General features: G+C 42.3%; 22 protein-coding genes and 1 riboswitch. Of the genes, 4 read left to right on the plus strand and 18 right to left on the minus strand.

Annotated elements, in window-relative coordinates:
* The first annotated feature begins 46 nt into the window (after positions 1–46).
* Together EP57_RS12315 and EP57_RS12320 are read left to right on the plus strand one after the other, a co-directional pair.
* Positions 47–886 carry a sulfite exporter TauE/SafE family protein gene (locus EP57_RS12315; protein ID WP_036087154.1) on the plus strand — a complete coding sequence of 280 codons (840 nt, stop codon included), beginning with the start codon at positions 47–49 and terminating at the stop codon, positions 884–886.
* Positions 887–1,264, plus strand: coding sequence for a DUF1634 domain-containing protein (locus tag EP57_RS12320; RefSeq protein ID WP_036087156.1), 378 nt, complete (start codon positions 887–889; stop codon positions 1,262–1,264). It abuts the gene before it with no gap.
* Between the two features lie 52 nt (positions 1,265–1,316).
* On the opposite strand, the gene EP57_RS12325 is transcribed toward EP57_RS12320, so the two are convergent.
* From EP57_RS12325 to EP57_RS12340, 4 genes are all read right to left on the minus strand, one after another.
* On the minus strand, positions 1,317–1,667 hold the full coding sequence (locus tag EP57_RS12325) for a type II toxin-antitoxin system RelE/ParE family toxin (protein ID WP_036087158.1): 351 nt from the start codon (positions 1,665–1,667) through the stop codon (positions 1,317–1,319).
* Between the two features lie 4 nt (positions 1,668–1,671).
* Complete coding sequence (locus EP57_RS16990; protein ID WP_036087160.1) at positions 1,672–1,851, minus strand: hypothetical protein; 180 nt, start codon at positions 1,849–1,851, stop codon at positions 1,672–1,674.
* A 167-nt stretch (positions 1,852–2,018) separates the two neighbouring features.
* Positions 2,019–2,864 carry a DUF72 domain-containing protein gene (locus EP57_RS12335; RefSeq protein WP_036087163.1) on the minus strand — a complete coding sequence of 282 codons (846 nt, stop codon included), beginning with the start codon at positions 2,862–2,864 and terminating at the stop codon, positions 2,019–2,021.
* A gap of 17 nt (positions 2,865–2,881) precedes the next feature.
* Positions 2,882–3,286: a DUF6157 family protein gene (locus EP57_RS12340; protein ID WP_036087165.1), complete on the minus strand. Its 405-nt coding sequence runs from the start codon at positions 3,284–3,286 to the stop codon at positions 2,882–2,884.
* Positions 3,287–3,327: 41 nt separating this feature from the next.
* On the opposite strand from EP57_RS12340, the gene EP57_RS12345 reads away from it, so the two are divergent.
* Positions 3,328–3,618, plus strand: a complete 291-nt coding sequence (locus EP57_RS12345; RefSeq protein WP_036087166.1) for an antibiotic biosynthesis monooxygenase family protein — start codon at positions 3,328–3,330, stop codon at positions 3,616–3,618.
* Positions 3,619–3,662: 44 nt separating this feature from the next.
* Here EP57_RS12345 and EP57_RS12350 read toward each other — a convergent pair whose 3' ends face one another.
* The 7 genes from EP57_RS12350 to sufC form a co-directional block, all read right to left on the minus strand.
* Positions 3,663–5,903, minus strand: a complete 2,241-nt coding sequence (locus EP57_RS12350; protein WP_036087168.1) for an ATP-binding cassette domain-containing protein — start codon at positions 5,901–5,903, stop codon at positions 3,663–3,665.
* 105 nt (positions 5,904–6,008) lie between these two features.
* Positions 6,009–7,100: an excinuclease ABC subunit UvrC gene (gene uvrC / locus EP57_RS12355; protein WP_036087169.1), complete on the minus strand. Its 1,092-nt coding sequence runs from the start codon at positions 7,098–7,100 to the stop codon at positions 6,009–6,011.
* 109 nt (positions 7,101–7,209) lie between these two features.
* The gene (gene sufB, locus EP57_RS12360; protein ID WP_036087170.1) at positions 7,210–8,604 is read right to left on the minus strand and encodes a Fe-S cluster assembly protein SufB; all 1,395 of its coding nucleotides are present in this window, start codon (positions 8,602–8,604) and stop codon (positions 7,210–7,212) included.
* A 20-nt stretch (positions 8,605–8,624) separates the two neighbouring features.
* Positions 8,625–9,068 (minus strand): Fe-S cluster assembly sulfur transfer protein SufU, encoded by a 444-nt coding sequence (gene sufU, locus EP57_RS12365; protein WP_036087171.1) that lies wholly within the window; start codon positions 9,066–9,068, stop codon positions 8,625–8,627.
* Entirely contained in the window at positions 9,065–10,291 is a 1,227-nt protein-coding gene (locus tag EP57_RS12370) for a cysteine desulfurase (RefSeq protein ID WP_036087173.1), read from the minus strand. The genes sufU and EP57_RS12370 overlap by 4 nt, the downstream gene beginning before the upstream one ends.
* Positions 10,292–11,584 carry a Fe-S cluster assembly protein SufD gene (gene sufD / locus EP57_RS12375; RefSeq protein WP_036087175.1) on the minus strand — a complete coding sequence of 431 codons (1,293 nt, stop codon included), beginning with the start codon at positions 11,582–11,584 and terminating at the stop codon, positions 10,292–10,294.
* Between the two features lie 19 nt (positions 11,585–11,603).
* The gene (gene sufC / locus EP57_RS12380; RefSeq protein ID WP_036087176.1) at positions 11,604–12,389 is read right to left on the minus strand and encodes a Fe-S cluster assembly ATPase SufC; all 786 of its coding nucleotides are present in this window, start codon (positions 12,387–12,389) and stop codon (positions 11,604–11,606) included.
* Between the two features lie 339 nt (positions 12,390–12,728).
* On the opposite strand from sufC, the gene EP57_RS12385 reads away from it, so the two are divergent.
* Positions 12,729–13,790, plus strand: coding sequence for an Lmo2079 family surface lipoprotein (locus EP57_RS12385; RefSeq protein ID WP_036087177.1), 1,062 nt, complete (start codon positions 12,729–12,731; stop codon positions 13,788–13,790).
* Between the two features lie 63 nt (positions 13,791–13,853).
* Here the strand turns inward: EP57_RS12385 and EP57_RS12390 are convergent, their stop codons facing one another.
* From EP57_RS12390 to EP57_RS12420, 7 genes are all read right to left on the minus strand, one after another.
* Positions 13,854–14,684 (minus strand): MetQ/NlpA family ABC transporter substrate-binding protein, encoded by an 831-nt coding sequence (locus EP57_RS12390; protein ID WP_036087180.1) that lies wholly within the window; start codon positions 14,682–14,684, stop codon positions 13,854–13,856.
* A gap of 17 nt (positions 14,685–14,701) precedes the next feature.
* Positions 14,702–15,376 carry a methionine ABC transporter permease gene (locus EP57_RS12395; protein WP_036087181.1) on the minus strand — a complete coding sequence of 225 codons (675 nt, stop codon included), beginning with the start codon at positions 15,374–15,376 and terminating at the stop codon, positions 14,702–14,704.
* Positions 15,373–16,395: a methionine ABC transporter ATP-binding protein gene (locus tag EP57_RS12400; RefSeq protein WP_036087268.1), complete on the minus strand. Its 1,023-nt coding sequence runs from the start codon at positions 16,393–16,395 to the stop codon at positions 15,373–15,375. Before EP57_RS12400 ends, EP57_RS12395 begins: the two co-directional genes overlap by 4 nt.
* Before the next feature lie 98 nt (positions 16,396–16,493).
* Positions 16,494–16,610, minus strand: a riboswitch (SAM riboswitch).
* Between the two features lie 82 nt (positions 16,611–16,692).
* Positions 16,693–17,526 (minus strand): D-alanyl-D-alanine carboxypeptidase family protein, encoded by an 834-nt coding sequence (locus tag EP57_RS12405; protein WP_114982782.1) that lies wholly within the window; start codon positions 17,524–17,526, stop codon positions 16,693–16,695.
* A gap of 76 nt (positions 17,527–17,602) precedes the next feature.
* Positions 17,603–18,751, minus strand: coding sequence for a sensor histidine kinase (locus EP57_RS12410; protein ID WP_375379801.1), 1,149 nt, complete (start codon positions 18,749–18,751; stop codon positions 17,603–17,605).
* Complete coding sequence (locus tag EP57_RS12415; protein WP_036087183.1) at positions 18,735–19,433, minus strand: response regulator transcription factor; 699 nt, start codon at positions 19,431–19,433, stop codon at positions 18,735–18,737. Before EP57_RS12415 ends, EP57_RS12410 begins: the two co-directional genes overlap by 17 nt.
* Positions 19,434–19,480: 47 nt before the next feature.
* Positions 19,481–20,359 (minus strand): cation diffusion facilitator family transporter, encoded by an 879-nt coding sequence (locus tag EP57_RS12420; protein ID WP_036087185.1) that lies wholly within the window; start codon positions 20,357–20,359, stop codon positions 19,481–19,483.
* Positions 20,360–20,467 lie beyond the last annotated feature (108 nt).

The raw sequence follows: 20,467 nt of genomic DNA on the forward strand, positions 1-20,467 counted from the left end.
AAAAGCGTATGATGGAAAGTATACGAAATAAAGGAGGGATAACTTCGTGGATATCTATCAAATTTTTGCGTTATTATTGATTGCTATTTTTGCAGGGATATTGGGTTCCGTCCTTGGATTAGGCGGGGGAATCATTGTAACGCCAGCACTTACCTTGCTTTTTGGCATTGATATCAAGTACGCGATTGGCGCAAGTATCATCTCTGTCATTGCGACAAGTAGCGGCTCAGCTATCGCATACATAAAAGATCGAATTACAAACCTACGTGTTGGCATGTTTTTAGAAATCGCCACCACGCTCGGAGCAATTACAGGGGCTTTCGTCGGCGGACTACTCTCAGCCACCGCACTCTACATGATTTTCGGTCTACTTCTACTTTATTCTGCGATTACCATGATTAAAAAAGTCGGCTCAGAATTCCCAACAAACGTGAAACCCGACCCAATTGCGACAAAATTACGGCTACACGATTCCTATTATGACAAAGCACTTCGAAAAAACATCGACTATCAAGTAGCTAATGTCCCAGCTGGATTCGGCGTTATGTACGGCGCGGGTATTGCCAGTGGATTGCTCGGCATCGGTAGCGGCGCGTTCAAAGTAATGGCACTTGACGTCTTCATGAAAATGCCACTAAAAGTGTCCAGCGCAACAAGTAATTTAATGATGGGCGTAACAGCAGCAGCCAGTGCCATGGTCTACCTGTTCAGAGGGGACATTGATCCAATGATCGCAGGCCCCGTCGCAATCGGCGTCCTAATCGGCGCGACAATAGGCACTCGCATTATGCAACGACTAAAAAGCAAAGTCATCCGTCTCGTCTTCATTCCGGTACTGATTTATGTCGCGTTGCAAATGATTTTAGAAGGATTGGGGTGGATATAGATGGTAGATAACAAATCAACGACAGACGAAGAAATGCACCGCGTCGAAGCCATTGTCAGTACCTTACTTCGCATCGGTGTCTTACTAAGCGCAGCAATCATTCTCATCGGCTTATTACTCCTCATGTTCACAGGAACAAGCGGCTACCCAGGAACAACCTATCCAACAACGCTCACCGCTATCTTTGACGGCATCGCCCAATTCAAACCATACGCGATTGTCATGTTCGGCCTGTTCTGCTTAATTCTAACACCAGTCCTGCGCGTACTCGTATCCTTCGTCACCTTCCTAAAAGAAAAAGATTATTTGTACGTAGCTATTACCGCCATTGTTCTTATCATCTTAACAATCAGTTTCTTAATTGGAACAACAGGTTAAAAAACAACAGTAGGTATTTTCCTCCTATTTCACGAGGAGAACCTACTGTTTTTTAATCTACATCAACATATTCCGCTACTGCTTCACGTATAAGCACCTCATAATTCCGCGCTTGTGCTAAAAGCCGATGCAAAATCACCTTCTCGGCGAACGCATCGACTTCATAAAAAATATAGTATGTGGAGCCCATCCGAACTCGCCGATACGCTCTTGTATACTCGCGATCATCTAAAAGAATTCCCACTCCAGGAAATAAAGCGAGCTTCTCTTGCGTCCGGTTCAGCTTCTCCCACAATTTATTCTTCTGACTCTCACTACAATACTGATACTCTAAAAAATGAAAAACTTCTGCTACATCTTCTTGAAAAGCCATTGTCCATTCAATCTGTGGTGTGCTTCTCATAGGCTTATACTCGCTTAACGGCAGGCATCCCGAGCATCGCCCATCCATCGTTTGAAGACATCACACGTCCTTGTTGTTTATCTAATTCGGACTCTCGGAGTTTCTCCATTATTTCTGCTTCGTTTGTAACTGTAATTCTTTCGAGGCTTGGGGGAACGGGTAATGTTGTATTATTTCTTGTCATCTGAATCTCTCCTTCGTTCATTTTTATCTATTATAACACATTAAGTATTTTTTTCAACTTTAAACACCAATAAAAGCAAACTAGAAACCAATTCGTGTTATTCTATCCAAAAAGCTCTTAAAGAAATCAAAATAAGGGCAGGAAATCCATTCCCACCCGCCTAAAAATCATATATCAAACAAATTCATCTGCATCGGCGCTAATCCTTCATAGGAAATATTCAATGCCTGCTGCAAATGTTTCGCATTATCTGCAGCATCCCCACCAGAATTATTATTGAAAATCACAATAATTTCTTTTGATTGTTTTTGCAAGTAACGAATATTTTCCGCCCAGTAATTAATTTCTTCTTCATTATATCGATACAAAGTTCGGACTTCGCGCCATTCTGGACTGTTCGCTTTCATCCAACCCGCACTATTTCTTCCATGCAGTCTAATTAATGTCATCGCATCATTCGTCGCTTTCAACACGATAGGGACACTTCCATTCCCCACTTGTGGCTCATCGACAACCGTGTGAATAAATCCTAACTCCCGCAATAATTCGAGCGTTTTTGTCGTTGTATTTTCGGTATACCACGTTTTGTTACGAAATTCGATAGAAAGCGGTAAGTCTCCCATTTTTTCACGAAGCATCCGTAAATAGTTCACATTTTCTCGGGTGCAACCGAAATAAGGCGGAAACTGAAACAAGATAGCTTTCAACCGACCCTGCTCACTCATCGGCGCAATAGCATCCATAAAACGGCGGTACATCTCTGTTTCTGAATCATAATATTGTTGCCATTCCTTATGTTTGGTCATCGCTTGAAAAGCCTTCACAACAAAAGAAAACTCTTCTGGTGTCCGCTCTACCCAACGCTCCGTTGTCGAAGGAGATGGAATCGCATAAAAACTCGTATCCACCTCAACCATCGGAAAATTCCCCGCATAGTCCTCTAATTTGTGTTTACTTGCACTCGCATATAACGTATCATGGTCACTCCAACCCGTTAATCCGATTGTTATCATCAAAAACCGACTCCTCTCTATCTTTTAGATTTCATAGCACGCGTAATCGTTAAGTCTTTTTGATTAGCAAAATCTTGATATTCATCACTTTCCACCGCAACCAATTTCACATACCCGTCTTCATTAAAATGTAGTCCCCAACCATATTTTTTCCCAAGTGGCGAAGTCCGCATACACGCTTGACTCTTCGCAAAAAACGCCTCTTTTTCCGCCGCTCGTTCACTCTCTGGAATTTCTTTATGCCGCATATGTGTCTCAAAAAGAACCTCTTCTTGCGTATATTTATAATCATTTCGATACAAAAGCTCAAATTGAATCTCACCTATTGTTTTTTTCGCTCGTTTTATATTTGGAATTTCGCCATAATTCGCTGAGCTATCTTCTGCTACAAGAATAAATGTATTATAGTAGTTTAAATTCATTTTTTACACCTACTTTTAATTTTTAGAAATGAGGGCTAACAATGATTTTGGAAAGCGCTATGTTGCAAGTAACGCAAGGTGATACAGATTCCTTTGAACAAGATTTCAAGGTAGCTTCTGCATATATTACCTCGATTCCCGGCTATATCGACCACGAATTGCATAAATGCCTAGAAAACGAGACAGATTATTTATTGCTTGTTCGTTGGGAAACGCTCGAAGCCCACACAGAAGGCTTCCGTCAATCCGATGCCTACCTTGAGTGGAAACGGTTGCTACACCACTATTATAACCCTTTCCCCAAAGTGAAGCACTTTACACGAATTATATAGTATAAAAAAACTTGAGAGCTCGCGTTAGCCCTCAAGTTCTTGCATTATATATACTGTGCTGTTAATGAAACCTTGTTTGCTTTTAGATCGGCCGGCGTTCCTTCAAAGAGGATTTGGCCGCCTTTACTTCCGCCTTCAGGGCCGAGATCGATAATCCAGTCGGCGTTGCGGATGATGTCCAAATTATGCTCGATGATGATGACTGTATTTCCTTTGTCCACCAGACGATTCATGATTTCAAGAATGTGCGTAATATCAGACATGTGCAGTCCTGTCGTTGGCTCGTCCATCACATAAATACTGCCCTTTTTATGCAGCTCGTTTGCCAGCTTCAAGCGTTGGCATTCCCCGCCAGACAATGTATTTAGCGACTGACCTAGCGCAATATAGCCAAGTCCCACGTCCTCCATCGCCTGCAGCTTCTTCGTAATTTTCTTATTTTCGAAAAACGCCAAAGCTTCCGTAACATTCATTTCCAAAACATCGCTAATCGACTTATCACTTAACGTATATTGCAAAACTTCTTCTTGGAATCGTTTGCCGCCACAGGCTTCACAAGGTGTTCGAATCGCTTCCATGAATGCTAAATCCATCGAAATCACGCCTAGCCCTTTACATTCTGGGCAAGCACCTTTTGAATTGTAACTAAACATCGACGGGCTAACACCATTGGCATCCCCAAACAGTTTACGAACGGTGTCCATAATGCCTGTATACGTCGCCGAGTTGGAGCGAACATTGGCATGAGCAGCCGACTGATCAATCACAATCGCATCTGGATTTTGCTTTAAGAACACTTGATTAATTAGCGTACTTTTCCCAGAACCTGCAACACCAGTCACTACCGACAAAATTCCTTCTGGGATTTCCACCCGAACGTCTTTCAAATTATGCAAAGAAGTATGCACCTCAGGCAGTTTTCCACTTGCTTGGCGCACTTTATCTTTTAGCTCAATCTTGTTGTTCATATGATTTCCAGTTAGCGTATCAGACTTCAAAAGATCCTCAAATGTGCCTTCAAACATGATTTCGCCGCCCTGTTTCCCAGCATGCGGGCCAACATCAACAATATGGTCAGCAATCTTAATCACGTCCGGATCATGCTCCACGACAATAACCGTATTCCCCTTGTCTCGCAACTTCTGCAAAAGTTCGTTTAATCGATGGACATCGCGCGGATGCAAGCCAACACTCGGCTCATCAAAAATATAGAGCAAGTCTGTCAAACTACTGGTCAAATGGCGAACCATCTTCACACGTTGCGATTCCCCACCAGAAAGCGTCGTCGTCTCACGATCCAAGCTTACATAATCAAGCCCGATATCAACGAGATGCTGCAAACGCTCTGCAATACTAGTAGTCATCGATTGCGCCTCTACATCTTTAATCGCTTTCACAACTGGAATCAATTCATCAATTTGCATCGCCGTATAATCCGCGATATTTTGACCATCAATTTTGCAAGAAAGGGCTTGTTGCGACAGACGCGTTCCATCACAAGTCGGACAATGCACATCAGACGTAAACAAAGCTACTCGCTTCTTCGTAGATTCCGCCATGTCGCCATCTTTATTAATATATAATCGATCAAACTTCTCCACCAAACCCTCATACGCCGTGTTCATCTGACCCGTTGGTAGTTCCATCATAATCTTAATATCTTTTCCATACAAAAACTTCTCCCACTCATCTTCCGTATAATCCTCAAGCTTCTTATCATTATCAAAGAACCCTGACAACGCATACAGATTCCAATACCAAGAACCTACCGAAAAAGTCGGAAAAAGAATCGCACCTTCATTCAGTGACTTCGTTTTATCTAAAACTTTATCCAAATCTAAAGCAATTTTGCGACCAACACCATGACAATCCGGACACATACCGCCTGGATCATTGAAAGAAAACAAGTTAGAGCCGCCGATTTCAGGCTTGCCGATACGTGAGAATAATAAGCGAATAATCGGATTAATATCAGTAATCGTTCCTAATGTCGAACGGGAATTCCCGCCAAGTCGTTTTTGATCGATAATTACAGATGTCGAAAGATTTTCAATTTTGTCTGCATCTGGTTGCCGATACTTTGGTAGAAAAGTTCGAATAAAGCTACTATATGTTTCATTCAGTTGTCTTTGTGATTCTGTGGCAATCGTGCCGAACACAATCGATGACTTACCAGAACCTGACACCCCTGTAAAGATTGTGATTTTGCGTTTTGGGATGCGTAATGAGACATTTTTCAAGTTATTTTCTCTTGCACCTACTAATTCGATGTATTCCTGTTCCATGAAACTCCTCCTTATTAGATACGTTTAGACCGATTTCTCTAAAAATCAGCCCAGCTCTGAATTATAGCCGATGACGCTACCGAAAGTCAAGCGAAACAAAACAGCCTAATCCTCCAGCTCATCCGCATAATCCAACATTTTAAAATGAGCCGCCAGCGCACTTTTCGCATTCTCATGTACGAGTTCAAGCAATGCCTTCTTCTCGCCTTTTCTTGGCACCCGCACTTTAATACCAAGCGCATTCGCCAACAATTTCGTGTCCAGCTGCTCCGGAACGAGCAATTCTTTCGGCAATAAATGATTCGGATGATGATAAAAAGTCAGTAAAAAACTCTCAATCATATTGTTCACATCACTCACAAATTCGAACACATTGGCGCTCCTACCGACAATCGCTCCATTCCGCACAAAGAAAACCTGAATCGCACAAAACTGCCCGCTTACCGCAAAATGAACAACATCACGATGCCCTGAATCACGCATAATCACTTTTTGCTTCTCCGTCACGCGATCTAACACATGCATCAGCTCATGCGTTTCTTTCGCACGCTCAAATTCTAGATTATCCATCTGTAGCTGCATCCGTTTTTCAAGATCGCGCTTCACATCTTTCTGCCCACCATTCAAGAAACTGCTAATCCGCTTAATCTGCGCATCATACTCCCCTTTCGTCACATCGCGCGCACAAGGACCAATACACATCCCCAAATGATAGTAAAAACAAGGCCGCCCCTTCTTCCCCGAACAATGACAAAGCGGATAAATCTTCTGCAAAAATTCCTGCGTTTCCGCGACAAGATAACGGCTAGCATACGGGCCAAAATAAAGCGCTCCGTCCTTTTCAATATCTTTCGTCACTTCCAAATGCGGATTTTCTTCGTTCGTAATCTTCAAATACGAATAACGAATTTCATCTTTCAACATCACATTATACGGAGGCTGATACTTCATAATCAGCGTCATTTCAAGCAACAACGCCTCTTGCTCCGAATCCGTAATAATCAACTCATAATCATAAATATGACGAACTAAGCGTGCCGTCTTTCCAACCTGCGTTTTGGTGAAATAAGACTTTACACGCTTTTTAAGATTTTTGGACTTGCCAATATATAAAATCTCGCCTTTTCTATCCCGGTAAATATAACATCCCGGCCGCTCTGGCAACGTTTTTAATTTCTGCTTCAGCTCAGTTTCCACGATCAAGCCCTCCAAAAAACATATGTTCGTCTTTTATTTTAATCTCTACAACAAGATTTGTAAAGAAAAACAGGAACTCCAATAATAGGAATCCCTGTCTGATATTTTATTAACCAATAGAACCTTCCATCTCAAACTTAATCAAGCGGTTCATTTCTACTGCATATTCCATTGGTAATTCTTTTGTAAATGGCTCAATGAAGCCCATAACAATCATTTCTGTCGCTTCTTCTTCACTAACACCACGGCTCATCAAGTAGAACAATTGCTCTTCGGATACTTTCGAAACTTTTGCTTCATGCTCTAATGAGATGTCGCTATTTAAAATTTCGTTGTATGGAATAGTATCTGATGTCGACGCGTTGTCCATAATTAGCGTGTCACACTCAATGTTAGAGCGCGATCCTGCTGAATTACGGCCAAAGTGCACGATACCGCGATAGGTTACGTTACCGCCTTGTTTGGAAATCGATTTAGAAACGATGGTAGACGACGTGTTTGGCGCTAAGTGAAGCATTTTTGCTCCGGCGTCTTGGCGTTGTCCTTTACCAGCAATCGCGATGGATAGTGTCATACCACGAGCACCTTCACCGCGTAAATGAACGGCTGGGTATTTCATCGTTAATTTCGAACCGATATTTCCGTCAATCCATTCCATTGTCGCATTTTCATCACAGAAAGTACGTTTTGTTACGAGATTGTAGACGTTGTTTGCCCAGTTTTGAATCGTTGTGTAACGGCAATAAGCATCGCGTTTAACAATGATTTCAACAACTGCTGAGTGAAGCGAGTTTGTCGTGTAAACCGGTGCTGTACAGCCTTCTACGTAGTTTACACTGCCGCCTTCGTCAACTATGATTAGTGTACGCTCGAATTGCCCCATGTTCTCGGAGTTAATACGGAAGTAAGCTTGAAGCGGCGTATCCACTTTGATTCCTTTTGGAACGTAAATGAATGAACCACCGGACCATACTGCTGAGTTTAGCGCTGCGAATTTGTTATCACTTGGCGGGATAACTTTTGAAAAATATTCGCGGAACAAGTCTTCGTTTTCTTTTAAAGCAGAGTCTGTATCTTTAAAAACAATTCCCATGTCTTCTAGGTCTTGCTTCATGTTGTGATACACAACTTCGGATTCGTACTGCGCGGAAGCACCGGCTAAATATTTCTGCTCGGCTTCAGGAATTCCTAGTTTATCAAACGTACGCTTGATTTCTTCAGGAACCTCGTCCCAATCGCGAACGGTGTGATCTGAAGGCTTCACGTAATAACGAATGTCTTCAAATTTCAGTTCGGACAGGTCGCCACCCCATTGCGGCATCGGCATTTTGTAAAATTGTTCTAAAGACTTCAAACGGAAATCTAACATCCATTCTGGTTCTTCTTTAATGCCGGAAATTTCTCTTACTATATCTTCTGTTAGGCCGCGTTCTGTACGGAAAACAGATGTATCTTTATCGTGAAAACCATACTGGTATTCTCCAATTTCTGGAATTTCAGTCATTGTTCATTCCTCCTTAAAGCTTATTTCGATCCTTCGAATTCAAAAATCGCGCGCTCCATTGCTTTCCAAGAAAGTGTGGCGCATTTGATTCGGGCTGGAAATTTAGCAACACCAGCTAATGCCTCGACATCGCCATTTTCATCCACGATATCGTGTTCGTGACCTTGTACCATTTCGGAAAAATCACGCGACATTTTGAGTGCCTCTTTTTCAGATTTGCCAATAATGCTTTCAGTCATCATCGAAGCACTGGCCATCGAAATCGAGCATCCGCTACCTGTAAATTTTGCATCGGTGATAATTTGGTCTTCCATTTTGAGATGGAGATGAATTTCGTCACCGCATGTTGGGTTGTTGAGGTCAATCGTCACACTTTCGTCGTCTAATGTGCCGTTGTTACGCGGATTTTTGTAATGATCCATTATGACTTGGCGATACAATTGGTCTAATTTGCGACTACTCATAATCCGAAATACTCCTTTGTTAGCTTGAGGCCTTCAATGAATTGGTCAACCTCTTGCTTTGTATTATAGACGTAAAAACTGACGCGCGCCGTTGAAGAAACATCTAGCCATTTCATTAGCGGTTGCGCACAGTGATGTCCTGCACGAATAGCTACGCCTTCCTCATCCAAAACGGTCGCAATATCATGCGGATGCGCGCCTTCTAAGTTAAATGTAATCAATCCGCAACGCTTAGCTGCATCAAGTGGACCATATATCGTAATGCCATCTAGCTTCTGCATCTCTTCCAACGCATACGCCGTCAAAACTTGCTCATGCGCATGTACCGCATCCAAACCAAGCGACTCCAAATAATCTACCGCAACGCCTAAACCAATCGCTCCCGCAATATTTGGCGTCCCCGCTTCGAATTTCCACGGCAACGGCTTCCAAGTCGAATCGTACAGTTCCACAAAATCAATCATTTCCCCGCCAAATTCGCTAGGTGCCATCGCATCAAGCACTTCTTGCTTCCCGTACAACACACCAATTCCCGTCGGAGCCATCATCTTATGCCCCGAAAACGCATAGAAATCAGCATCCAGCGCAACGACGTCAACTTTCATGTGAGGCACAGCCTGCGCACCGTCCACAAGAATCACCGCGCCTACCGCATGCGCCAAGTCCGCAATCTCGCGAACCGGTGCAATTGAGCCAATCACGTTTGACACATGGGCAATCGCCACAATCTTCGTTTTGGTATTGATAACTTTGCGCGCAGCTTCCACCGTAACCGTCGCGTCCGCGTCCAAATCGATATATACCAACTTGGCTCCCGTCCGCTTCGCTAGTTGTTGCCACGGAATCAAATTACTATGATGTTCCAAATAAGAAATCACAATCTCATCGCCAGGTTCTAAGTTCGCCGTACCGTAACTATTTGCCACGATATTAATCGCCGTCGTCGTCCCCCGCGTAAAAATAACTTCCGCCGTCGCACGTGCCCCAATAAAGCGGGCAACCTTCTCACGGCTTCCTTCATACGCATCCGTCGCACGAGCCGCCAATGTATGCACGCCCCGATGAACATTCGCATTATCCCATTCATAATATTTCATGACAGCATCCAAGACTTGCTTCGGTTTTTGGGAAGTAGCCGCATTATCCAGATAAGCGAGCGGTTTTTCATTGACCTCTTGCTTTAAAATCGGAAAATCAGCTTGCAATTTTGGCGTATCGATCATTTAGCGCACTTTCCCTTCGATAACTTCTTTTAGTTGAAGTTTCACGCTTTCGATTGGTAGTTGGCGCACAACTGGGTCTAAGAAACCATGAATAACAAGGCGTTCAGCTTCTTCTTTAGAAACCCCGCGACTCATCAAGTAAAACAGTTGTAGCGGATCAACACGACCAACAGACGCCGCATGTCCTGCCACTACATCGTTCTCGTCAATCAAAAGAATTGGATTCGCATCCCCACGCGCTTTTGGACTAAGCATTAACACGCGAGATTCTTGTTGCGCATCCGATTTCGACGCACCGTGCTTAATATGCCCAATACCGTTAAAAATCGTTGTTGCGCTATCTTTCATAACACCGTGTGACAAAATCGTACCTAAAGAAGCTAGGCCATAATGCGTCACGCGCGTCGTAATATTTTGCGTTTGTTTGCCACGACCAACCGTCACAGTTTTCACGTCACTTACAGAGCCGTTACCCATCAAGTTCGTCGTATTCTCATTAATCGTGTCGCCGTCATTCATCAAACCAAGCGCCCACTCCAAACGGCTGTCGTTGCCAACATGCCCGCGACGGTTCACATAAGCTACCGCACCGCTTCCTAAGTTGTCCACCGCACCGAATTTAATTTGTGCATTGTTTTCTGCGATAACTTCCGCCACAATGTTCACAATGCCTTTATTGTCCGCGTCAAGCGTCACATAGTTCTCCACATAAGTCACCGCGCTATTATCATCCGCCACGATTAACACATGATTCACCAATGGAGACGCCGCGTTTTTATGAGCAAACACAGCTTGCATTGGCTCTTTTACTTCTACATTCTTCGGAACATACAAGAAAAGCCCACCGTTTACAAGCGCTGTATGGAAAGCAGTTAAGCGACTTTCATCCACTTTCACCGCTTCTTTCATGAAATACTTCTGAACCAATTCAGGATGCTTCACAGCCGCCGTAATAATATCTGTAAAAATCACGCCTGCATCGATTAAATCTTGACTTAAATGAAGTCGTGCCGGGCGATTATCAATCTGAACATACACATTCGCATCTTCATTAATTAACGCTTGCACGCTCTCTGGTAATGCTTCGTTCGTCACACCAGCTTGAAACGCTTCATACTTCTCAAACTTCGTGAAATTCCAACGATCAATTTTCGTTTTATCTACAAATGGCAAAGCTAATTCTGAAGCTTGTTGCCATGCGTTTATCCGTAGCTCTGTTAACCAGCTAGGCTCACCTAAATCGCCTGAAAAAGCACGGATAAAATCATCTTTTACAGCTAAATTTTCTGTCATGATTTAATTCCTCACTTTCTTATTGTTGGTCAACTGTTTCTTCTTCTTCCAATTCAATTCCAAGTTCTTGCTTAATCCAGTCATAACCTTCAAGCTCTAGACGTTTCGCAAGTTCAGAACCACCGCTTTTCACAACTTTACCTTGCATCATCACGTGTACGAAATCAGGTTCGATGTAGTTAAGCAGGCGTTGGTAATGGGTGATAATCAAGCAACCGAATCCTTCGCCGCGCATTTCGTTAATCCCTTTAGATACAACTTTAAGCGCATCAATGTCCAAACCAGAATCGATTTCATCAAGAATCGCGATTTTAGGTTCGATCATTAGTAATTGCAAGATTTCATTACGTTTCTTCTCCCCACCAGAGAAGCCTTCATTTAGGTAACGCTCAGCCATTTCTTCATCCATTTCCAAAATAGCCATTTTTTCATCTAATTTACGAATGAATTGCATCAATGGGATTTCTTTACCTTCTTCACGACGGCTGTTAATCGCAGCACGCATGAATTCCGCATTCGTTACCCCACTAATTTCACTCGGATATTGCATTGCCAAGAAAAGTCCGATACGAGCGCGTTCATCCACTTCCATTTCTAGAACGTCTTCGCCATCAAACTCGATTGTTCCTTGTGTTACTTCATATTTAGGATGCCCCATAATTGCTGAGGATAGTGTCGATTTACCAGTTCCATTAGGTCCCATAATTGCATGGATTTCCCCTGTAGAAATTTCTAGGTTTACCCCTTTTAAAATCTCTTTGCCTTCTATTTCAACATGTAAATCTTGAATTTTCAACGTTGACATTAAAAATTACCTCCTAAGTTTTTCGCATTATTTTCACTACGCATGTTTCTAGTTTAGTATAATTCTAATCTAATTACAACTATCCGAAATGAACTAATTTTTAAGATTACCGATTTGTGAAGTATAGCCCCGTATTTCACTCCCTTTTTAATTATCACTAGTCATTTCATAGTTGAGAAAACAAGCATGATGCGTTCCCCTCCATTGTACCAAAATACACGCTTTGAAACACTCAATACGATTTTATTTTTAGGCAAGAGAAGCATTGTCGAATTTGGTGAGATATGTTACTGTTATAATAGCGTAATATTTTCGAAACATTTATGGAGGAACCTTTTTATGAAGAAGGCAATATTAATACTTACGATGATTGTAATCGCGATTATATTATTTCTAACGGCTTGCAGTTCGCCAAAATCAGCGTTCATGTCGTCTTTCCGAGATATTATTAAAAACGAGCAATATACCGCAGAATTTAAGTTAAACCCAACGGTGATTTCTGGTTTTTCTGAACTTGCGATGCTCAATCCAGACGCACTAAAAGAAAGTTACTTAACCGTCAAAACATCGCGTGATACACCACGTGATTTAACGTATAACACTTACGGGCTACACATTGGTGGCGCTCCGGCTATGGACATCACTGCTCACTCCTATGAAAACGGCAATACCGGGAAAATTTTCGTCCCAGCAGCTGATTTTTTCCAGATGCAAGCTCCAGTTCGAAATATCTTGGATTTAACGACAAATTCCGTATATTCTAGCGTTCTTGCTAGTAACAAGAATCTGAAAGAGAAGCATTTCGACGTATTGCAAACATTACAAAACGCAACAAACCAAGTCATCGATCAGAAAATGGTTGACGATCAATCCGAACAACTAAGCGCGATTGAGAAGAAAACCGCATTCCGTCTCTACAAAGAACTAAACGACCTAGACAAAACGCACTACCAAACGAAAGACGATGCGATTACACTAACATTGGACAAGCAGGAACTCGTTCATCTCGGCGATGCGCTCCTTGACGAATTTCAAAGCGATGAAGATTTTTTGAATTTGTACAGTGAAGTAATGGGGCTTACGGCAGATGGGGCTAAAAAATCGTGGTCACAGAACTTGAAGAAAACACAACAATGGCTTTCTGACATACAACAAAATAAAGCTATTGACTTAAATACAAAGATAACCGTTCATCCCGATGCGGATAAAGGCATGAAGCAGCTACTCATGACCTTCCACTACCAAAACAAAGCGACAAAACAACAACTGGACTTCGACTTCACCATGGAACTACTTCCTGTTGAAAAAATTCCCGCAGCACCTAGCAATGACAAAATCATTTCGAAACGGGAAATCGATAAGTTAATGACAGACGTGATTCGCGAACAACGAAAACAATAAATTACCTGCTATTACAGCAAAATGCACGGCGCCTGCTTTCTTGGCACCGTGCATTTTTTGTTTTTAGTTAGATACAGGAACTACTGCACCTTTCCATTCTTTTGTAATGAAGTCTTGGATTTCTTTAGATTGTAGCACTTTTACAAGTTCTTTGATATCTTTGTTATCTTTATTTTTCTCTTGTGCTGCCACGATATTTACGTATGGTGAATCCGTTTTTTCAATAGCGATTGCGTCTTTTTTCGGGTTCATGCCTTGATCTACTACGAAGTTCGAGTTGATTGCAACAACATCGCCTTCTTCGTTATTGTAAGCAGTCATCAAGTAACCTGCGTCCACATCGTATTTGAATTTAATGTTTTTTGGATTCTCTGTGATGTCATCAAATGTCACGTCTTGACGTTTCACGCCGTCTTTCAATTTAATTACGCCGGCATCCGCTAGAATTCCAAGCACACGTGGCCAGTCAGATTTACTGTTAGACATGATAACCTCTGCATTTTTTGGTAGGTCGTCTAATGATTTGTATTTCTTCGAATAGATGCCCATCGGTTCGATATGAATACCGCCCATGTTGACAAATTTATAGCCTTTTTCTTTCATTTCAAGCTCCATGTAAGGAATCGTTTGGAAATAGTTCGCGTCCAAATCGCCTTCATCAAGCGCCACGTTTGGCATTACGTAATCTGTATATTTCTTAATATCTAAGTTAATACCTTTTTTCGCTAAAATCGGTTTGGCTTTCTCTAAAATGACTGCGTGAGGTGAGTTGGACGCCCCAATAACAAGCGTCGTTCCTTTATCTCCGCTCGCGTCATCTTTTGAACCTCCGCCACAAGCCGCTAAAACTAATACTAAAGTCAGTGTAAATAATCCAAGTAAAACCTTTTTCATCTAACATCTCCCCTTCTTTATCGTTTGTCGACCCATTTGGTCAAGATGTCTCCAATAAATTGGAAAACAAATACTATAATTAAAATAATAATAGTCGCTACTAATGTGACTGCTGGTTGATTTCGTTGGAAGCCTTCTAGATACGCGGCATTTCCAAGTCCGCCTGCACCAATAACTCCGGCCATTGCGGTAAAACCAACAAGTGAGATTGCTGTCACGGTAATTCCTGAAATAATCGCTGGCAATGCTTCGGGAATCAATACTTTCCCAATAATCGTGAAAAGATTTGCCCCCATCGCTTTTGCAGCTTCGATAACGCCTTTATCTACTTCGCGGAACGCAATTTCAACCATCCGTGCATAAAATGGTGCAGCGGAGATGATTAAAGCAGGTAACGCGGCTTTCGGCCCAATAATAGTTCCGACGAGCGTTTTTGTCATTGGCAAGAGTAACACAATCAATATGATAAACGGAATCGAGCGGAAAACGTTGACTAATATCGCCGTAATCCAGTAAGCGATTCGCGAACCACTATCTTTTTTGCGGTTGGTTAGAAAAAGAATCAGACCTAGCGCTAAACCTAAGAAAAAGACGGCGAATAAAGAGACGATCGTCATATAAAGCGTTTCTTCGGTCGCTGTTTTCATCATGTCCCAATCGACATTTGCGAAATATCCTGTAGATTCGTTCATGCTTCAATCACTTCCGTTTCTATTTCAAGCTCGCGTAACCGTGTGATTGTTGCATCCACTTGCGCAACTTCTCCTTGAATTTGAATATATAGCGTCCCGTAGGCGCCGTTTTGCGTTTGTGTCAAGTTCCCGTGGAGTATATTCAGTAACACATGATTTTCTTGTGCCACTTGTGAAATAATCGGCTGCGTTGCTTTTCCACCAACAAAAAGTAATTTGACAAGTTTGCCGTCCGAATAATTCTCAAGCAACATGTGAATCAACTCTTCTGTTTCGTCCGATTCGGTCACTTGGCGAACAAAGCGCTTCGTTACGCATTCTTGCGGATGTTGGAAAACGTCGATAACGTCGCCTAGCTCGACTACGCGTCCTGCTTCCATCACGGCCACGCGGTTACAAATTTTGCGGATGACATGCATTTCGTGGGTGATAACGATAATCGTGAGGTTTAGTCGGCGATTGATGTCTAGCAATAATTCCAATACTTCATCGGTCGTTTGTGGATCAAGTGCAGATGTTGCTTCATCACAAAGCAATACTTTCGGGTTATTCGCTAAAGCACGCGCAATCCCAACACGCTGCTTCTGTCCACCACTCAATTCAGATGGGTAAGCATCTTCTTTACCTTCCAAGCCAACAAGTCGAATCAACTCATTCACTCGAAAACGGCGCTTTTCTCCGCGTACACCGGCAATTTCTAACGGGAACGCAATATTGTCATACACCGTACGCGACCACAACAAATTAAAATGCTGAAAAATCATACCGATTTGCTGACGAGCTTTGCGTAGCTTGCTACCTCTAATTTCAGAAATAAATAGTTCATCGACTTCGACGCTACCTTCTGTCGGCAATTCTAAGCCATTAAACATTCGGATTAGCGTACTTTTTCCTGCGCCAGAATACCCTACGACGCCAAATATTTCACCTTTTTCAATGGATAGGTTGACATCATCGACTGCTCGTACATTGTTTTTACGTGTTTTGTAGTCTTTCACAACACTTTTAAGCCTTATCAAAATAAACTCCACCCTCGTTACTGCTGTTTTTATGAAACAAAAAACCTCTTCCGCCCAAGAGCAGAAAAGGTGTAATTACATACATAATTTACGCTTTTCTCTCATCTCTCAAAGCTTTGTCGCTCTGTATGATTTAGCACCTTGCAATGGACACGTTCATCCACTTAGGTTGCCGGGTTTCTTCGGGCATATCCCTCCACCACTCTTGATAAGATTATATTGTGGCGCATCCCTTGCGCCTCGTGTTTTATTAATATTACATGTTTTTAGTCGGATTTGTCAAGATACAGCCGAAATTTATTTTGAAAAACCATAATCAAGCAATGTTTCCGCGCTTTTCATTCGATTATTGTCCGTCCGGCTACCAAGAACTACCGCAATCAGTCGGTCACCATTCTGCACAGCCGTCGCGATAAGGCAATAACCCGCTTGATCAGTAAATCCTGTTTTGAGGCCATCCAAGCCGTCAACTTCATTTTCTTGCAACAGGTCGTTTGTTGTGTGGACTGTATTGCCATCCTTCGTAACATAACTTGTCCGCGAAGTCGTTTCTAAAATTTCAGGATAATCAGATATTAACTCTTTCGCCAAAATCAGCAAATCGCCCGCCGTCGACATCGATTCTTCACCGTTACTGTCTAGACCAGTCGCATTCACGTATTTCGTTTTTTTCAAGCCTAATTCTTTTGCTTTCGCGTTCATTTCTCCTACAAAATCAGTCGCATTCACCCTTTCGGCAAGTGCTTCCGCCGCATCATTTGCAGACATAATCATCATTGTTGCAAATAAATCTTGTACCGAATAATAAGTCTTCCCCGTCCTGGCTTGTAAACTCACTGCCCGCGGGTCATCTAATCTTTTTAAAGTTAAGCCTTCGTCCCAAGAAAGCTGTTTATTATGTATCGATTCCAGAACTAAGTACGCCGTCATCAACTTTGTCAAACTTGCAATGGGTACTTTCTGATCTGTATTTTCTTCAAATAACGTCTTGTCATGTTTCAAACTAACAAGTAGCGCACTATTGGCGTTCACCGTCGGCGCCGCATTCATCCCTTTATTCCAAAAAACTAACACTAAAATAGCAATAATCGTCAACATAGCTACAAGCAAAATAACACTCTGTTTCTTCATGCTCTCCCCTCCTAGTAATCACTTTATAGTAAAATAATTAACTAGGAAGTAAGAAAACAGAAAGAAATCTTAAAGATTAACGCACGATTAGCGGCAGTTGTACAGTGAACGTTGTTTTTCCTTTGCGGCTTGTTGCAAAAACCTGCCCGCCATGGCGTTCTACAATCGATTTGGCAATAGCTAGACCTAGTCCTGTCCCTGTTGTTGTCCGATTTTTGTCCACTTTATAAAACCGATCGAAAAGTTGCGGGATGTCGCTGGCTGGAATTTCGGCACCATAATTGGATACTTCAATAATCGCCATTCCTGCTTCTTTTTTGGCACTAATTTCGATTTTTTTACCACTAGCGCCATAGCGCAAGGCATTGGAAAACAAATTCTCGAATAAACGCATAATTTGCATGCCGTCACCCGTTACTTTCAAATCGTCGACCGTATACATTTCAATAATTTGTACGTCCTTCTCAGAAGCTGAACGTTCATACTCCGAAACAAGCTGGCGAAGCAGTTCTACCATATCAAGAGCGTCTTCCTTAATGTGAAATTCAGCGCTTTCTAGACGTGTATAATCAAACAAATCATCTATTAGTTTATGCAATCGGCGTGCCTTCCCGTATACCAATTCCGTATAATGACGCAATTCCACCTCATCACGATAACGATCTTCGTGAATATAACTCAAATACCCTAAAATCGATGTCAGCGGAGTCCGCAAATCATGCGACACATTCGTAATCAAGTCGTTTTTGGCCTGCTGCGCTTCTTGCTCTTGCTCAATTAACTCCGCTTGGTGCGCCCGCATTTTGTCAATACTTTCTTCCAACTGCACAATCTCAGGAATCAAGCTCTCCTGCTCCATCGGCTGATCTTGAACAATCGCTAAATTGACTTGCCGCAACTGTTTTCGCAATAAATTTTGTTTAAAAAGCCAATAGAAAAATAGGAAAAAAACAAACGCAACCGCCAAAATACCGAGGTATTTCAATGTGATGAGCCACGGCGAGTTCAGCAATTTGTCATAACGACCATATCCGAACAAATCGATAAAACGGCTCGTCGTCCCCGTCAACACAATCGAATTACTCGTCAACGAAACAAGCCACAAGCCAATACTACGAAGCGTAACAAAGCTTGCAAACCATGACAAACCGGCTAAAACAATAATTTGTAGTGGATGCATTTGCCGCCAAATCCGCCATAGAAACTGCTTAAATTTCAATTTTATAACCTACTCCCCAAATGGTTTTGATTACATTCTCGCCATCCATCGCATCCTTCAATTTATCGCGTAAATTACTAATATGCACCATCACCGTCTTGCTCGCACCAAGCGCTTTCTCCTGCCAAATACGTTCAAAAATAAGCTCCGAACTAAATACCCGTCCAGGCTCATTTGCAAGTAAAAATAAAATATCGAATTCAGACGTCGTCAAATGCAGTTCCTTCTCGTGAACCATCACGGTATGCAGTTCCCGGTCAACCACGATGGGCCCAAGCACAAGCTGATTTCCCTGCGTACTTCCAAGCTGTTCCTTGTTCATCATCTGCACCCGACGCAAAATCGCCTTCACACGCACCGACAACTCTAACGGATTAAACGGCTTCACCATATAATCATCCGCGCCCGTTAACAAGCCCATAATCTTATCATTATCCTCCGCCTTCGCACTCAGCATCAAAATCGGCGTCGTAATGCCCTCCTGACGCATCAAGCGACATACTTCCAAGCCATCCATTTCTGGCATCATAATATCCAACACGACTAAATCAAGCGCCTCTTTCTGCACCATTTCCCATACTTGCGCACCATCATAAGCCTGAAGAATCGTATAGCCCTCATTCTGAAGATATAATTTCACTAAATCTACAATTTCTTTCTCATCATCCGCAATTAATATCGATGTCATTTTCCGGCACCTCACTTCAAGTTATTGCCCCTATTGTATCACAAAACTTATGATTCTCTCGTCAATATCCGTTCTTCCTCTGGCTCTAAATGAATCAACACTTGCGCCTTCGAATAAAAATCATAAATCTCTTTCTCTATATCATCACAAAGCGAATGCGCCTTCTCAATCGTCAAATCATTGGCCACAACTAAGTGAAAATCAATATACTCCTCCGCTCCAGCACGACGCGAACGAAAATCATGAAACTCAATAAAATTCGCCTTATGCGTCAAAATAATCCGCTTAATTTCTGCCTCTTCACTAGGCGATAAACGCTTATCCATAAGTGGTGGAAACGATTCTTTCAACAACTTCCACGCCTCATACATAATATAAAACGCCGTCAAAATCGCAATCACCGGATCAAGCCACAGCCAACCAGTCAAATAAACAAGCAACAAACTAAACGCAATACCAAGCGACGTAAAAACATCTGTATATAAATGCAGCGCGTTCGACTTCATAGCTACCGAATTCTCTTTATCCGCCGCCTTCTTAATGACACGCGACACAATAATATTCACCGCAGCCCCAAACAGCATCACCGCAATTCCAAGCGCAGGAAACCTAATTTCATGTGGATTAAAAAACTTGTTCATCGACTCGATAATAATCCAAATCCCGGCCACAAAAATCAGCAACGTCTCAATCGTCCCCGCAATATTCTCCGCCTTCCCATGCCCATAAGGATGATCCGCGTCCGCAGGTTTATTCGAAATTCGAACCGAGAAAAACGTAATCACCGACGCAAACAAGTCCATCGACGAATGCACCGCCTCTGAAATAACCGCCACCGATCCCGTCAAAAACCCAACAATAAATTTTAAAACCACAATCACAAAATTACTAATTACCGACAGAATCGTCAAATTCGAACTGCTCATCATAAACCCCCGTTAAAAACATAAATAAGTACCTCAAGTATAGTACCACAACACATTCGTGTGGGTCTATAGCAATCTTGTTAGGAGTACTCATTTCTATATCGGACG

The organism is Listeria booriae (assembly GCF_000766865.1).
Taxonomy (GTDB): domain Bacteria; phylum Bacillota; class Bacilli; order Lactobacillales; family Listeriaceae; genus Listeria_A; species Listeria_A booriae.

Bases quoted from the DNA above. Each gene is read 5' to 3' on its own strand.
- EP57_RS16990 (WP_036087160.1), bottom strand. From the start codon at position 1,851: ATGACAAGAAATAATACAACATTACCCGTTCCCCCAAGCCTCGAAAGA.
- EP57_RS12415 (WP_036087183.1), bottom strand. From the start codon at position 19,433: ATGACATCGATATTAATTGCGGATGATGAGAAAGAAATTGTAGATTTA.
- EP57_RS12335 (WP_036087163.1), bottom strand. From the start codon at position 2,864: ATGATAACAATCGGATTAACGGGTTGGAGTGACCATGATACGTTATAT.
- EP57_RS12420 (WP_036087185.1), bottom strand. From the start codon at position 20,359: ATGAGCAGTTCGAATTTGACGATTCTGTCGGTAATTAGTAATTTTGTG.
- EP57_RS12345 (WP_036087166.1), top strand. From the start codon at position 3,328: ATGATTTTGGAAAGCGCTATGTTGCAAGTAACGCAAGGTGATACAGAT.
- EP57_RS12320 (WP_036087156.1), top strand. From the start codon at position 887: ATGGTAGATAACAAATCAACGACAGACGAAGAAATGCACCGCGTCGAA.
- EP57_RS12350 (WP_036087168.1), bottom strand. From the start codon at position 5,903: ATGGAACAGGAATACATCGAATTAGTAGGTGCAAGAGAAAATAACTTG.
- sufU (WP_036087171.1), bottom strand. From the start codon at position 9,068: ATGAGTAGTCGCAAATTAGACCAATTGTATCGCCAAGTCATAATGGAT.
- EP57_RS12385 (WP_036087177.1), top strand. From the start codon at position 12,729: ATGAAGAAGGCAATATTAATACTTACGATGATTGTAATCGCGATTATA.
- sufC (WP_036087176.1), bottom strand. From the start codon at position 12,389: ATGTCAACGTTGAAAATTCAAGATTTACATGTTGAAATAGAAGGCAAA.
- EP57_RS12325 (WP_036087158.1), bottom strand. From the start codon at position 1,667: ATGAGAAGCACACCACAGATTGAATGGACAATGGCTTTTCAAGAAGAT.
- EP57_RS12405 (WP_114982782.1), bottom strand. From the start codon at position 17,526: ATGAAGAAACAGAGTGTTATTTTGCTTGTAGCTATGTTGACGATTATT.
- EP57_RS12340 (WP_036087165.1), bottom strand. From the start codon at position 3,286: ATGAATTTAAACTACTATAATACATTTATTCTTGTAGCAGAAGATAGC.
- EP57_RS12395 (WP_036087181.1), bottom strand. From the start codon at position 15,376: ATGAACGAATCTACAGGATATTTCGCAAATGTCGATTGGGACATGATG.
- EP57_RS12390 (WP_036087180.1), bottom strand. From the start codon at position 14,684: ATGAAAAAGGTTTTACTTGGATTATTTACACTGACTTTAGTATTAGTT.
- EP57_RS12370 (WP_036087173.1), bottom strand. From the start codon at position 10,291: ATGATCGATACGCCAAAATTGCAAGCTGATTTTCCGATTTTAAAGCAA.
- sufB (WP_036087170.1), bottom strand. From the start codon at position 8,604: ATGACTGAAATTCCAGAAATTGGAGAATACCAGTATGGTTTTCACGAT.
- sufD (WP_036087175.1), bottom strand. From the start codon at position 11,584: ATGACAGAAAATTTAGCTGTAAAAGATGATTTTATCCGTGCTTTTTCA.